Annotated in this window: 11 protein-coding genes; 10 read left to right on the top strand and 1 reads right to left on the bottom strand. The window is 29.0% G+C overall.

The genetic code is table 11. The annotated features are described in order from the left end of the window. The first annotated feature begins 1 nt into the window (after window position 1). The 6 genes from OM075_RS13380 (at window position 2) to OM075_RS13405 (ending at window position 10,210) form a co-directional block, all read left to right on the top strand. Window positions 2–2,161 carry a GumC family protein gene (locus tag OM075_RS13380; protein ID WP_301191031.1) on the top strand — a complete coding sequence of 720 codons (2,160 nt, stop codon included), beginning with the start codon at window positions 2–4 and terminating at the stop codon, window positions 2,159–2,161. Then, window positions 2,158–3,528, top strand: a complete 1,371-nt coding sequence (locus OM075_RS13385; RefSeq protein WP_301191032.1) for an oligosaccharide flippase family protein — start codon at window positions 2,158–2,160, stop codon at window positions 3,526–3,528. Before OM075_RS13380 ends, OM075_RS13385 begins: the two co-directional genes overlap by 4 nt. Further along, window positions 3,495–4,928, top strand: a complete 1,434-nt coding sequence (locus OM075_RS13390) for an O-antigen ligase family protein (RefSeq protein ID WP_301191033.1) — start codon at window positions 3,495–3,497, stop codon at window positions 4,926–4,928. The genes OM075_RS13385 and OM075_RS13390 overlap by 34 nt, the downstream gene beginning before the upstream one ends. A 75-nt stretch (window positions 4,929–5,003) precedes the next feature. After that, window positions 5,004–6,119, top strand: a complete 1,116-nt coding sequence (locus OM075_RS13395; protein ID WP_301191034.1) for an FIST signal transduction protein — start codon at window positions 5,004–5,006, stop codon at window positions 6,117–6,119. Continuing rightward, the gene (locus OM075_RS13400; RefSeq protein WP_301191035.1) at window positions 6,116–9,697 is read left to right on the top strand and encodes a PAS domain S-box protein; all 3,582 of its coding nucleotides are present in this window, start codon (window positions 6,116–6,118) and stop codon (window positions 9,695–9,697) included. The genes OM075_RS13395 and OM075_RS13400 overlap by 4 nt, the downstream gene beginning before the upstream one ends. Window positions 9,698–9,709: 12 nt before the next feature. Then, window positions 9,710–10,210 carry a response regulator gene (locus OM075_RS13405; RefSeq protein WP_301191036.1) on the top strand — a complete coding sequence of 167 codons (501 nt, stop codon included), beginning with the start codon at window positions 9,710–9,712 and terminating at the stop codon, window positions 10,208–10,210. 83 nt (window positions 10,211–10,293) lie between these two features. Here the strand turns inward: OM075_RS13405 and OM075_RS13410 are convergent, their stop codons facing one another. Next, window positions 10,294–11,031, bottom strand: coding sequence for a class I SAM-dependent methyltransferase (locus OM075_RS13410; RefSeq protein ID WP_301191037.1), 738 nt, complete (start codon window positions 11,029–11,031; stop codon window positions 10,294–10,296). Window positions 11,032–11,309: 278 nt separating this feature from the next. Here OM075_RS13410 and OM075_RS13415 point away from each other — a divergent pair, with 278 nt between their 5' ends. Genes OM075_RS13415 through OM075_RS13430 form a run of 4 tightly spaced genes read left to right on the top strand, consistent with a single transcriptional unit; the run spans window position 11,310 to window position 15,745 of the window. Next, window positions 11,310–12,218 (top strand): glycosyltransferase family 2 protein, encoded by a 909-nt coding sequence (locus OM075_RS13415; RefSeq protein WP_301191038.1) that lies wholly within the window; start codon window positions 11,310–11,312, stop codon window positions 12,216–12,218. Further along, window positions 12,203–13,399: a glycosyltransferase family 2 protein gene (locus OM075_RS13420; protein WP_301191039.1), complete on the top strand. Its 1,197-nt coding sequence runs from the start codon at window positions 12,203–12,205 to the stop codon at window positions 13,397–13,399. Before OM075_RS13415 ends, OM075_RS13420 begins: the two co-directional genes overlap by 16 nt. Window positions 13,400–13,401: 2 nt before the next feature. Then, window positions 13,402–14,550 (top strand): glycosyltransferase family 4 protein, encoded by a 1,149-nt coding sequence (locus OM075_RS13425; protein ID WP_301191040.1) that lies wholly within the window; start codon window positions 13,402–13,404, stop codon window positions 14,548–14,550. After that, window positions 14,537–15,745, top strand: coding sequence for a glycosyltransferase (locus tag OM075_RS13430; RefSeq protein ID WP_301191041.1), 1,209 nt, complete (start codon window positions 14,537–14,539; stop codon window positions 15,743–15,745). Before OM075_RS13425 ends, OM075_RS13430 begins: the two co-directional genes overlap by 14 nt. The last annotated feature ends 5 nt before the right edge of the window (window positions 15,746–15,750 follow it).

Below are 15,750 nucleotides of genomic sequence, written 5' to 3' on the forward strand. Positions count from 1 at the left end.
TATGAATATTTATAGTGTAATTCATATTATATTAAAACAGGCAAAATGGTTAATAATATTACCAATTATTGCTTCTGTTTTAATGTTTTTTGCTACAATAAATGAGAAAAGTGAATTTAATACAAAAGCTACATTATTTACTGCAATAACTTCCGGATCCTCATTAAGTAATCTTGAGAATAGCAGAATTGATTTTTTTGCTTCAAAAACAGCATACAATAATTTAATAACTATACTAAATTCAAGAAACGTACAAGAAGAGACATCTTTAAGGTTATTGGCTAAGCACTTGCAGCTTACAAAACCAGATCCTGCAATTTTATCAAAAGATAATTATGATGAGTTTGTAAAAACTATACCCGACGATATAAAACAATTGGTGGTTAAGAATAATGAACAAAAAACATATGAGAATTTAATAAAATATTTGAACCAGGATAAAACTAACTTTTTGTACGAATTATTAAACTTCAACCACCCTCATTATAGTTTCAAAGCTATTTCTTCGATTAAAACAACTCAGGTATCCGGAAGTGATATTATAGAATTAACATACACATCAAATGATGCCGGTGTTGCATATCATACACTTAATATAGTTATTGAAGTATTTCTTAATACATATAGTGACTTGAAAGTTAATCAAGCTAGTGCGGTCATTGCATATTTTGAAAAACAATTAAAAACAGCTTCGAAAAAATTGGCAGATGCTGAAGACAGGCTCTTGAATTTTAATAAAGAGAATAAAATTATTAATTACTACGAACAAACAAAACATATTTCGTCTCAACAAGAAAAAATCGAAATAAAACTTCATGATATTCTTTTAGAATATCAAGCTGCAGAAGCAATATTATTAAAACTTGAGGAACAAACTCAATCCAGATATAATATTAATTTGAAGAATAGAGAGATTATTAATCTTCGAGAATCCCTAGTTAAGATAAATAAGAATCTCGCTTCTTTGGACTTTTTAACCATTGATGAAGCCGAAAAAGATGAATTAAAATTAAATTATATAGCAGAACAATTAAAGCTTAAACAAATACTTGAACAAAAACTTGACTCACTATATATTTATGAAAAGCATAGTGATGGTATTGCAATAGAGACTTTATTAAACGATTGGCTTTCAACGGTTATTGATTATGAAAGTGCGAAGGCGAGATTGCAATCAATGGAGGTGAAAAGTGAAGAATTCAAAAAGTTATATAATCAATTTGCGCCATTGGGTGCTACATTAAAACGGATAGAGAGAGAGATTGATGTAAATGAAAAGTCATATTTAGAAATTTTACATCATTTGGGGCTTGCAAGGCTAAAGCAGCAAAATGAGGAGTTAATGGCAAATATGAAAGTTTTGGATAAACCATTTTTTCCAATAGACCCAGAGCCTACCAAAAGGAAACTAATGGTTGTTGTAATTGGAATATTTACTTTGATACTTACTTTGTTAGGCTTTTTTGTTTTTGAATTATTAGATAGAACAATAAAGACACCTAAACGATTACAAAATTTAGGGTATAAAAGCGTTATAGGTGTTTTACCCTTAAAATTAGAAAGTGATAAGATTAATTTTGATGACTTAACAGAAAAGGGATTAAAATCAGTGGTCGATGAACTTTTACAGCAACATTTTTCAAATAATAAAAATATTCCAATAATAGTAAACGTATTTAGTCATTTTAGTAATGAAGGTAAAACATATATGATTAATAGTTTGTACAAAATACTTGAAAAATTAGATATAAAAGTCTTACTTTTAAATGTTAAACCGCACAAAGAAAATGGTAATTGGTTAAATCTTCCAGGTAAAAATCTAATGAATAGTAATTATTACCAGATAATTAATAATATACAACAATATGATATTGTAATTGTAGAAATGCCCCCATTGTCAGATAAAGATTACTTTATAAATAATGATCTAGTAATCAGTTCAGAATTAAATTTAATGATCATTAATGCAAATAGAACCTGGTCTGCAACAGATAACTATATGAAGGATAAGTTTATTGCAATAAGTAATAACTCTGTTATTGCAATTTTAAATCAAGCGATTCCTGATAATATGGTGGATATGGTTGGTGAAATTCAAAAAAAACGTTCCTTAATTAGGCGATTTATTAAAAATAGATTCTTTAAAAAATATGTATCATGATAAGCCGGTGGACCCAAAATAAAAATATCTCAAGTAATATTCACTCATTATTAGGCAATGGAATACAAGCTGCTCTGGGTTTTATTACTTTTCTGGTAGTAGTTAGGTTTACCGACAAATTAGTGTTTGGTAATTGGGTAATTTTTATTACTGTAGCTACGTTAATGGATATGTTGCGCCTTGGTTTAACCGGCACTGCTACAATTCGAATGATCTCTGTTGGACAAAAGAATGATAGGTATAATTCAATAGGTGCCTCATACCAATTAAGTCTTGTTTCTTCATTTTTAATTAGTTCTGTTTTCCTATTGATATATTTCGTTATGATAACAATGGGATTGAATACAACATATAGTTATGTTTTTTTATTTTATCCTATTCTTGCATTCAGTAATATACCTTTTAATCAGTCAACTATCATAGCTCAAGGAAAGTGCTTGTTTTTGAGGCTTGCGGTAATTAAGGCTATAAATTCAATGGCAATCTTAATTCTTTTATTGTTGTATTTGTTCTTTAATGAAAAATTTGAATTGGAAGTATTAGTTTATGTCTATATATTTGCAAATGCAATTACAAGCTTGATTGTAATAATAAAGAAGTGGGATGGGCTATTTCATTTTTTTTCAGGAACTCCAAAAACTCGAAAACAGATATTAAATTTTGGAAAATATTCTACTTTAAGTTATATAAGTAGCAATTTACTCAAAAGCTCTGATGCAATACTTTTAGGATTAGCTCCATTTATGGGAGCTGAGTATGTAGCTATATACGCTATACCTTTTAAATTTGTTGAAATGATAGAAGTTGTTTTAAGAAGTTTTGCAACTACAGCATTTCCTACGTTATCAAAGCTTATCAAAAATCAAATACATAAGTTTTATGCACATCTACAAACTTATATAGTTATTACAACCTTATTATTTATACCTATAGTTATTGTTTTCATACTATTTCCAGATCTTTTTTTATCGATTTTAGGTGGGGATAACTACGTACAAGATATACAAGTTCAAAAAAATATTTTGTACATTATAAGTGTTTATATTTTGTTTTTACCACTAGATAGATTCACTGGCGTTGCATTGTTTGCCTTGGATAAAGCAAAACTTAATTTTCTTAAGATAATGTTTATGCTATGTTTAAACTTAATATTTGATTTTATTGCTATATATCTATTTAAATCTCTTGAATTAGTTGCTTTTGCTACTTTATTTTTTACAATTTTTGGTGTAATATTAGGTTGGGTTTATATAAATCAAGTTTTATCAGTGGAATATGGAATAAATATTAAAAGATCTAAGAATATATTAAAACAGCTATTGCAACTTGGCCAATGGAAGAAAATAAAAGAAGAAATAATTCACTAGATATAACCCAGGTTACAATAATTGTTTTTCTTTCTGTAATAGTTGGTTCTGCCATTTTTTTGTTTGCAAAGCAACAAATTCCTTTAGCATTTTTAATACTTATTATACCTTTTGTATTAATAGTGATTATATGGGTTTTATATAATCCCAAAAATGGTATCGTATTAATTTTTATTGCAAATTATTTTGCAATGGGAATTGCGAGATATTTACCCGGTCCATTAGGATTATCAGTTGATGGATTATTGGTGTTGACATGGTTATCTGTTATTTTTAGGCAATTTAATCATAAGGTAAAATGGATAAAGGCAAAAAATTTACTCACTTTAGTTGCTTTAATATGGTATGGATATGCTTTATTTCAGCTAATTAATCCTCAGGTTGTGAGTCGTGCTGCATGGTTTTATGCAATGCGGGGAGTTAGTTTGTATATGTTGTTAATGATACCATTAGTATTTGTTGCATTTAATAAAAAAGAGGACTTAGATAAAATGTTAAAATGGTGGGCCTGGTTTACATTAGCAGGTGTCGCTAAAGGTTTAATGCAACAAGTTATTGGCCCTGATCCATGGGAGAATCATTGGTTAGCAACAGTTGGAGGAAAAACCCATCTGCTTCCTGGTGGGTTAAGAATTTTTTCTTTTTTTACAGATGCAGCTACATATGGTGGATCTATGGGATTTTCAGGTGTTACATTTGGTATTTTATTTTTACACACAAAAGGTAGGAAACGGTATTTTTGGCTTATTACGTCACTAGCTGCGTTTATAGGAATGTTAATTTCAGGAACAAGAGGAGCAATCGCAGTCCCTTTTGCAGGAATGGGTTTGTATAGTATACTAAGTAAAAAATTTAAAATTGTTATTGGCGGCTTTATCTTTATTTTTGCTATATATGGCTTTTTGAAATTTACGACTATTGGAAATAGTGTATACGAAATAAGAAGATTTAGAACAGGACTGGATCCCAATAACCCATCGCTTCAGGTTAGGTTCGATAATCAACAAAAATTGAAGCACTATTTAGCAGACAAACCATTTGGAGGAGGATTAGGTTCAGCAGGAAATTGGGGATTACGCTTTTCCCCAGGTACTTTTTTAGCGGAAACACCAACAGATAGCTGGTATGTGCAGATATGGGCTGAACAAGGAATTATTGGATTAACATTACATCTGTTTATATTGTTCTTTATCCTAGCCTATTCTAGTTATTATATCATGTTTATATCAAAAAATGAAGATTATAAAGGCAAAGCAATGGCTTTGCTTTCTGGTATGTTTGGTATAATGGCAGCATCTTACGGTAGTGGGGCGTTAGGCCAAATGCCCAATGGAATAATTATATACATGAGCATGTCATTTATTTTTTTAATGAAGGAGTGGGAAAAAGAATCAATATAAAACCAAATTATTTTCCTGATTAATTTTAAATGTAAAACTTAATCGTTAATTTAATCATATAAAATACCAAACTCTATGATTTCACTCAAATATATTAACTCATCAAAAATATCAGATCTTAAAGCAGAATTAATCAATTTAGAAAATAATAAAGGTATTAACAGTGTTCTTGTTTTAAGTGGTGCTAACAATAACTACGATGAGAAACAACTGAATAAACTTTTAAAAAGCTATTCAAAACCAATCTTTGGAGGTCATTTTCCTGGTATTATATATGAAAATAAAAGTTACGAAACAGGTAGCGTTATTGTAGGTTTGGAGTATAATCCGGAAATTATTTATTGCGATGATATAGAAGATGAAGATCTTATTGAGAATACAATATCAAAGTCCATTTCTAAGTTTTCAGAGATGAAAACCCTTTTTGTTTTTGTAGATTCATTATCTAGAGGAGTAGACCTTTTTATACAGCAAATCTTTATTCAATTTGGGCTTAAATATAATTATATTGGTGGAGGAGCAGGTTCTTTAGATTTTATTCCTAAACCATGTATTTATACAAATGATGGAGTTAAAAAAAATTGTGGATTAATTATAGGTTTAGATAAACATTCTGGAATTGGAGTAAAACATGGATGGGGTAAAGTTGCCGGGCCATTCAAAGTTAGTAAATCTAATTTAAATCAATTAATAGAATTAGACTATAAAAATGCATTTAATGTATATCAAGAAGAAATAAGCAAGCACAGTAATAAATATATAACCGAAGATAATTTTTTTGAGATTGCCAAATCATATCCATTTGGTATTACAAAATTTGATTCAGAATGTATAGTAAGAGACCCGATAAAAGTTACTAATGGAATTATAGAATGTGTAGGAGTAATAAAAACAGGTATTTATGTTAATATATTGCATGGGGATTGCCAAATGTTGCTGGATGCGGCAGATCAAGCTATAAAAAAAGCTCTGTATGGGATTGATCAAAATGTTATAGAATTTACATTTATTGTAGATTGTATAAGCAGGTCTTTATTTTTAGAGAAAGAATTTATTAAAGAACTTAACTCTATAAAAACAAATATAAAATCTGTTCCATTATTTGGCGTACTAAGTATAGGAGAAATAGCAAACAATGGAAAAGAGTATATGGATTTTTATAATAAAACTATAGTTATAGCTTGCCTATGAAAAATAATAATGAAATACTTCAGGTTTTTTATGAAATCGCAATGTCAATAGGAAATAGTTTAGATTTAAATAAAATGTTAAAACAGGCATTGTTAACTTATTTAAGTAAATTAAACTGTACTGCAGTTTTATTATTTTCATTCAATGACTTTAATAAAAGGTCTAGTCTTGATTTAAAGTATAAATTGCCATATTCATTAGATCTGGATAAAGATATTCCTGAGTTGAATGGTATATTATCAAATGTTATGTTACAAGTTGGTAATACTACATCTGTACAAGGAAAATTAATGAATGAGCAAAATTATTATCTCTTTGATCTACCTGGTTATGGATTAGTTATATTATTTCGAAGTAGTAAGTTTGAAGACGGAATTATTAATTCATTAGTAGATATTAATAAAAAGTTAGCCAGCTCATGTTTAGCTTGTTATAATAATGAGAAGCTTAAACTTAGTGAGCGAAAGTATAGAGAGTTAGGCGAATTGTTGCCAGAGATGGTATGTGAAACAGATACTAAGGGGCGAATTATATTTGCTAATAAGTATGCACTTGAAAAAATGGGTTATACAAAGTCTGATTTGGATAGAGGATTAACCATTTTTGATTATATAGATCCTGAATATAAAGATAAAGCGAAAGATTACTTTAACAAAGCGTTGATTAATAGTGCCATTACACCCCGAGATTATAAGGCTTTAAAAAAAGATGGAACCATTTTTCCAGTAATTGTATATTCTAATCATATCACAGAAAACTCTAAAAATGTTGGAATTAGATATATTATGGTTGATATATCCAAGCGCAAAGAATATGAAATGCAATTACATCAATACGCAGAACAGTTAGAGTTAACGTTATTAGGAAATGAAGCTGGTTTGTGGCAATGGGATATTAATTCTGGTAATATAAATTATAGTGCAAGATGGAGAGCAATATTAGGTGAATCACAAAAAGCTTCAGAATCAACTATATCAAAGCATGAAAAACGAATACATAAGAATGATCTGGATAAAGTAACAAATACTTTAAGTAAACACTTAAATGGTGAAATTGGTATATATCAAGTGGAATATAGAATTCGAAATAAGAAGAAGGAATATATTTGGGTTCAGGATACGGGTAAAATAACTGAATATGATTCAGATGGAGCACCAGTAAAAATGGTTGGAACATTAGTAAATATTCACAAAAGGAAGCAAAATGAATTGGCTTTGCATCAAAATTATCTGCAGCAAGAGCTGCTTTCAGATATTGCCCTTGAGCTAAATGCTTTAACTTCATTTAAAAATATAATTAATTCTATTTTAGAGAAAATTGGGCATCATATAGGTGTTAGTAGAGTATATATATTTGAAGATGCACAAGATGGAACTTTAACCTCAAATACATATGAGTGGTGCAATATTAATGTGGAAAGTCAAATAAGTGAACTTCAGGAAATTCCATATGATTATATACCCTCATGGAAACCAATGCTAATAAACGAAGGCAGGGTTTATTCTGAGAATATAAAAGAATTACCACAGGATTTGATTGATATTCTAGAACCTCAAAACATTAAGTCTATAATCGTTTATCCTTTGTTTGTTCAAGGTAAATTCTTCGGTTTTATTGGTTTTGATGAGTGTTTACGAATAAAGAAATGGAATAAGTCAGAACTTGAATTATTAAGAACGATAAGCGGAATTATTGCAAATGCTTATGAACGAAAAATATCAGAACAATCATTAAAGGAAAGTGAAGCTATTAATAGAGCTATTTTAGAATCAATTCCGGATAAATTATTTCATTTTAGTAAGAATGGTCAGATTCTTAATTATAAAGGAAGTTCAACTGAATATTCTTTTAATAAAGATTTTGTTAATAAAAACATATCTGAAGTATTTCCTAAGGAAACAGCATCACAAATGTTAAGTGCTATTAGATCTTGTATTAAAAGTGGTTTTACTAGAATTGAATATTCAGATACTATACAGTCAGAAACTGTTTTTTATGAAGCTCGTTTGGCGAAGATGAATAATAATGAGGTAATCACAATAGCAGGAGATATATCACAAAGAAAAAAATATGAAAGTGAATTAAAAGCTGAAAGAGATAAGGCTAATCAAGCAAATCAAGCAAAAAGTGAATTTTTGGCAAATATGAGTCACGAAATCCGGACACCAATGAATGCTATATTAGGATTTAGTGAGGCACTATATTTAAAAGTTGAAAATTCACAACATAAAAAAATGCTAAAATCAGTCTTAAGTAGTGGAAATTTACTTTTATCACTGCTAAATGATATACTTGACTTGTCAAAAATTGATGCTGGTAAATTAGTTGTTTCTCCTCAGCCTATGGATTTAATTTATATTGTTGAGGAAATAAAGTTGTTATTTCTGGATAAAGCACATAAAAAAGGTATTGATGTGCGTGTTTCAATATCTCCCAATTTTCCTAAAGCGATATTATTGGATGAAATTAGAGTGAAACAAGTATTGTTTAACCTAGTTGGAAATGCATTAAAATTTACTCATAAAGGTTATATTCAGGTGAAAATTGGGTTTAAGCAGACTTCTAATGATAAGGGAGTTTTAACCCTAAAAATTGTTGATACAGGAATCGGTATTCCTCTAAATCAGCAGCAAATGATTTTTGAAGCTTTTCAACAGCAATCAGGACAATTAAATCGAAAATATGAGGGAGCAGGTCTTGGTTTGGCAATATCAAAAAGACTAATAGAAAAAATGGGAGGCACAATTTCCCTTAAAAGTAAAATTCAACAAGGATCTACTTTTGCAGTAACTATTCCTGAGGTTAAAATTACTGATAAAATTATACATTTAAATGATGATGCTTCTGAGTATGATAATAATATTCACTTTAATACAGGTACAATTTTAGTAGTAGATGATGTTATTGTAAATATTGATACAATTGAAAATTATCTTATTGAATTGGGGTTAAAGGTTAATTCTGCCGATAACGGAGAAATTGCTCTTGAAATTTTAAAATATAATAAACCAGATTTAATTTTAATGGATTTAAGAATGCCTGGAATGGATGGTTATCAGGTAACGCAAAAAATTAAGTCAAATCCCTCATTAAATAATATTCCTGTAGTAGCATACACCGCCTCCGTTTTTGGATCGGAAGAAAATGAGAATTATAAAATATTTGATGATAAATTATTTAAGCCTGTAAGAAAGTCTGACTTAATTAAATTACTCACTAAATATCTAGAGTATGAGGAGTACGAAGTTGAAAAGGTTATGGAGCGAACAGTTGTTGTAGATGAAAAATTAGAGTTGTCTGATACAACATTAAATAATCTTCCAATAATAATCAAAGAGCTTGAAGAAAAGTTTGTTCCACTTTGGAAAGAGATAAAAGGCTCATTAGTATTATTTAAAATTGAAGAATTTGCTAAAAATATTGAAAGTTTTGCTAATCGTTTTAATGTAAATACATTACAAAAGTGGGCATTACAACTTCTTGATGATGTAGAGAACCTCGACTTAGAATCTATCAAATCAAACTTAATTGTTTTTCCTGAATTGATAGATCAATTAAAGGAATATCAAATGAAATAAATATATATTGAAATGGAAAATATAGATAAAAGTGAAATTTTTATTCTGGCGGTAGATGATAATCAGGATAATTTAAGAGTTGTAAGCTCTTTTTTAAAAGATAAAGGGTATAAAATTGCCTTAGCATTAAATGGACATGATGCATTGGAAATATTGAATAATACAAAAATTGATTTGGTGTTATTAGATATTATGATGCCTAAAATGGATGGTTTTACCGTGTGTAAAAAAATTAAAGAAAATCCTAAGCTAGTTGATATTCCAATTATATTTTTAACTGCAAAAACAGAAACCGATGATATTGTGAAGGGGTTTGAAATGGGAGGTGTTGATTATATTACAAAACCGTTTAAAAAGGAAGAGTTATATGCACGTGTTTCAAGCCATATAACAATTAAACGTACCCAAGATTATATTAAAAAAAGGTTGAAAGATGTAAGTAAATCAAGGAATGAAGTAATGAAGATGACTTTAGATATGGCTAAATTGCTTAACGTTAGATCTGATGGTTAGTTTAATAAATGGGCCAGTATTTATATATTATACTATAATTAAAATACTGACCCAATAAACCCACCCTTAACTATTTGTAAATATTAATTAGATGTAAGAAAATACTTTCCATAAAAAGCTCTTCTAATTATGTTACCAAAAGACTTTACAGACTCTAAAAATTCATGTAAATTTGATTTATGTGGGAAAAATATTTTAACCATTTGTTCATCCCAATAACTGGTAAAGTACTTTATATATTCATCTTTTTGAGGATTAATTTCAAATTCAATTGTGTCATTCCATTCATATCTAACTGTCATAAAATTGGGTTTCGTATCCATTAAAATTTTATATCCTATTGATGTTTTTTGTAACCATGTTAAAAAAAGAAAACCAAAATCAGGACCATTATTAAACCAATATTTTTCTTTATCCATTAAAATCAGTTTATTATCTAACTCAAGAATAAGCCATTTGTGTGCTTTTTTAGGAAATAGATACTCTCCAATAACAGACGGAACTTCAATATATCCCCTTTTTGAAACACGCATTTGCTCTTTTAAAAATGCCTCAGGATCAGTAGTGTGTTCAAGGACCTGATTAGATATGGAATAGTCAAATTCTTTATCCTTGAAAGGTAAGTTTTCTCCATCAGCTTCTAAAAATTGTTGGTGCTTATATACTTTTAAGTCGCTATGCCTGTGGTAATTTGAATCAATATATTTATCTACAACCATATTTGATCTGGGATGAGGATTGTGCCCACCTCCAACTTCTAAAACTTTATAATTCCTTTTTATATCTAAATGGTATCTTGATCTAGGGTTTCTAGTTTTCATTTTTTTAAAGTTTAATTAATAATTTGAATAGGACAATACAGTTATAGTGCCAATATAGTTAATTGTTTGTAATATAGTATTTTGTGGTATTTGACGTTTATGGTGGTCTTAACAAATCTTCATTTATGAATTAAAACCTAATTATTCGTATTCACAAATGAAGATTAAAAGTAAGTTAGGAGTTTTAGTGTTGGTGCAAGTTGTTGTAGTATAGGTTTTTGTATGTATTGGCATGCCTATTGAAATTGGTTTTGACAATTTATTAAAACCAAACATTTATGATAGATAATCCACTTGTTTCTGTAATTACAGTAAATTATAAAAATACAAGAGTAACGAATCAGTTACTGTACTCAATAGGCGAATTGTTTTTTAAGAACCTGGAGGTTATTGTGATTGATAATGCTTTTGATAGTACTGCTAGCGAATCAATTGATTCTTGCTATGATTTTGTTAAAATCATTAGGTCAGTAAAAAATTTAGGTTTTGCTGGAGGAAATAATCTGGGTATTAAACATGCAAAAGGAAAGTATATTCTGTTGTTGAATAATGATACAGAAGTTCATCCCATGTTTATGGAACCAATGATAAACTTACTTGAAGCTAATGAAAGCATTGGAGCTGTTAGTCCATTAATAAAGTACTATTATAAGCCGGAGTATATTCAATATGCAGGTTTTTCTTCAATTAACAAAATTACCCAAAGAATTCAATCTATTGCATACAATCAGTTAGATCGTGGACAATATACTAAAGAATTTGAAACTCATTTTGCACATGGTTGTGCTATGATGATTCCTAAAAAAGTTATTAATGAAGTGGGCTACATGAATGAAGACTTTTTTCTATATTATGAAGAACATGATTGGAGTGAACGTATTAAAAATAAGGGATATAAAATTTTTGTTCAACCGAAGTCTGTAGTTTTTCACAAAGAATCAACATCTACAGGTATTGGTAGTCCATTGAAAACATATTTTATAAATAGAAATCGTATTCTATTTATGACTCTGCATAATAAGGCATTTTATAAATGTCTGTCTCTATTATATTGGGGATTAATCTCTATTCCCTTTAATATTATTAATCTAACACTGCATGGTAAAATAAAGCATCTATCAGCTTATGTAGATTCAATTTTATGGACAATAACAAAAAAAACAAAGAAACGATGGATATTATCATAACTATAATACAAATTATTGGATTAGTATTGGGGATATATTTTTTATTTTCTGGATTATACTTTATATTATTTAGTGTTGCGTCCTTATTTTATAAAGATAAGGTCTGCAAGACCAAACCAGGAATATTAAAAAATGTAATTATTCTAATACCAGCATACAAGGAGGATTCCGTTATTGTAGATACAGCAAAGGATGCTGTGAAACACAAATCTAATTTAACCACAATAGATGTATATGTTTTGGCCGATGGATTAAAAGAAAGTACCATTACAAAACTTAAAAAACTGCCAATTAATATTATAAATGTAGAACTTAAAAATAGTTCAAAATCAAAATCTATAAAGTTTGCTTTACAACATTTAAAAATAGTATATGACTATGCAATTATATTAGACGCAGATAATATAATGGGAGTCGGATTTGTTGATAAAATCATACAATCACTTAACTCGGGTTACAGGGTTGTACAAGGTCATAGAGTCGCTAAAAATTTGAATACTTCTTTTGCTGTATTAGATGCTGTTAGCGAGGAGGTAAATAACTCAATATTCAGGAGTGGCCATCATGTTTTGGGACTTTCTGCTTCTCTTATAGGTTCTGGCTTTGGTATAGATTATAGGTTATTACAATTATTAATTAACCAAAGTTCTTCTATTGGAGGATTCGACAAAGAATTAGAATTGATGATTATAAAAAAGAAGATTACAATTGGTTACAATAAAGGGGCTTTGGTTTTTGATGAAAAGGTACAAAAATCAGAAGATTTTGTTAATCAAAGACGCAGGTGGTTATCAGCTCAGTTAATCTATTTATTTAAACAGGATAAGCCAAAAGAACATGAGTCCGTAGTTCATTTAGATTATTTAGATAAAAAACTTCAGTTTATTGTTCCTCCAAGGATTTTGTCACTAGGATTGTCTGTTATTGTTGTGTCCTTATTAGTAGTACAGATGTTTTTTATGACACCACCTATATTAATCTACTCACTATGGGTTGGGTCATTATTGCTAAATATTTTTGCAGTATTAATTGCAATTCCAATAAAGTTATATAATGGTTTAGTTTTAAGAGCTTTATTTTCAATACCTAAAGGTTTTGTTCTTACACTGGTTGCTCTATTAAATCTAAAAAATGCAAATTCTACATTTATTCATACTACTCATGGTATAAAATCAAAATAACAATGAAAAGATTAAAAATATTACATGCTATACGTCAAGGTCAGATAGGAGGAGGAGAATCTCATGTTTTGGACCTAGTAGAACATTTAAATCCGTTTATGTATGAGTCAATTGTTTTATCATTTACGGATGGACCAATGATTAAAGCTCTAAATGTTATGGGTATAAAAAGTTATGTGATTTATACAGAAAAGGCTTTTAGTATTAACGTGTGGAATCAGGTAAAGGAAGTCATAAAAAGAGAAGAAATAGATATTGTACATGCGCATGGTACACGAGCATTATCAAATGTTTTTTCATCAGCAAAATACTTAAACATACCATTGATATATACTGTACATGGTTGGTCATTTCATCCCGATCAATCTGTAATAGAAAGGAATTTAAAGCAAAGAATTGAAAAATTTTTAACAAATAAGTGTGATCGTGTAATATGTGTTTCAAAAAGTAATCAAAGTGATGGAATTGAAAGATTTGATTTAAGTAGATCAAGGGTAATATACAATGCAATTAGTGCAACAAAATATAATTATGACCTACAACATAATAACATTAGAAACGAATTAAATATTCCGGAAGATATTTTTTTGTTAGGGTATATTGTTCGATTTACTAATCAAAAGGATCCTTTTACACTTATTCATGCATTTAACAAAGTTGTTTCAAAGTACGATAAGGTAAAGCTTTTAATGGTTGGCGAGGGAGATTTGAAAATACCTTCAGTAGAATTGGTGAAGGATTTAAATTTATCAGATAAGGTAATTTTTGAGACTTTTAGAACTGATGTGCCTGCAATTTTAAAAGCCATAGATGTTTACTGTTTACCATCTTTATGGGAGGGCTTTCCTATAGGAATTCTTGAAGCTATGGCGATGAAAGTACCTGTAGTTGCCACACCAGTTGATGGAAATAAAGAATTAATTAATAATCATATTACAGGAGAACTATTTCCTATAAAGGATCCAAAAGCATTGGCTGACATAATCATTAGTCTCATTGAAAATCCTAAAAAGAGAGAACTTTTATCACAAAACGCACAAAAATATGTCTTAGAGAATTTTAGAGTTGAAGATCAAGTAGAGAAAGTGGGAGATGTGTATCAAGAATTAATAGTAAAACAATCAAATAATATAAAATATGCTTCGAAATAGAGATATAATAATAACAGGAATTCAATCCTGGGATATTTCAATAGGAAGCAATATAAAGAATATTGCTATTGAATTGAGTAAAGAAAATCGGGTTTTGTTCGTAAATCCTCCTATAGATAGAATTTCAAAAATTACGAAGAGGTCTTCTCTTAGTCGAATAACAAAAGAAACTCTTCATCAAATTAATAGTAATTTATGGATTCTACAACCTCATCATATCATAGAATCTATTAATTATATACCCATTGTAGGGTTATTTGATATGATGAACAGATCAAATAATATAAGATTTGCTAAAGATATTGTTAAAGCACTGAGTATTTTAGGTTTTCTAGATTATATCCATATTTGTGATAGTGATATGTTCAGGAGCTTTTATTTAAAAGATTTATTATCACCTTCTTTATCTGTTTATTATTCAAGAGATAATTTACAAGCTGTAAATTACTGGAAACGACACGGTAAAAGAATTGAGCCACTACTAATTGAAAAAGTTGATTTAGTATTAACTAATTCATTATTTCTTTCAAATAAAGCTAAGCTTTATAATAATAATAGCTTTTTTGTGGGGCAAGGATGTGATACTAAGGCGTATACTCCTAATGTTTATTTAAAGATACCTAAGGATATAGCATCAATAAAAAAACCTATAGTAGGTTATATAGGGAGTTTGAATTCTTTACGTTTGGATATAGAGGTTTTAGAATTTATTGCAATTACCAAAAAAGAATGGCAAATAGTTCTTGTTGGACCTGAAGATAGTACTTTTAAATCAAGTAATCTACATCATCTTTCCAATGTTCATTTTCTGGGATTAAAAAATGAAAATGAATTACCTGAATACCTGAATAAATTTGATGTTGCAATCAACCCTCAAAAAATTAATGAAGTTACAATAGGCAACTATCCAAGAAAGATAGATGAGTATTTGGCAATGGGAAAACCAACTGTGGCAACAAAAACTGAGGCTATGGAGTATTTTAAAGATTATGTTTCTTTGGCTAAGGACAAAAAAGATTGGATATCTATGATTGAATTAGAGATGGAAAGTACTGGTTCTTTAAAGAAATTACAGAGAATTCAGTTTGCCTCAGAGCATACATGGAAAAACAATGTTAATTCAATTGGTAAATATATTATTCGAAAGGAGCAGGGGGCTATTCTTGCGAAGAATCTTTACGAATCAGCCTTTTAATAATC

The organism is Plebeiibacterium sediminum, assembly GCF_026013605.1.
Taxonomy (GTDB): Bacteria; Bacteroidota; Bacteroidia; order Bacteroidales; family Marinilabiliaceae; genus Saccharicrinis; species Saccharicrinis sediminus.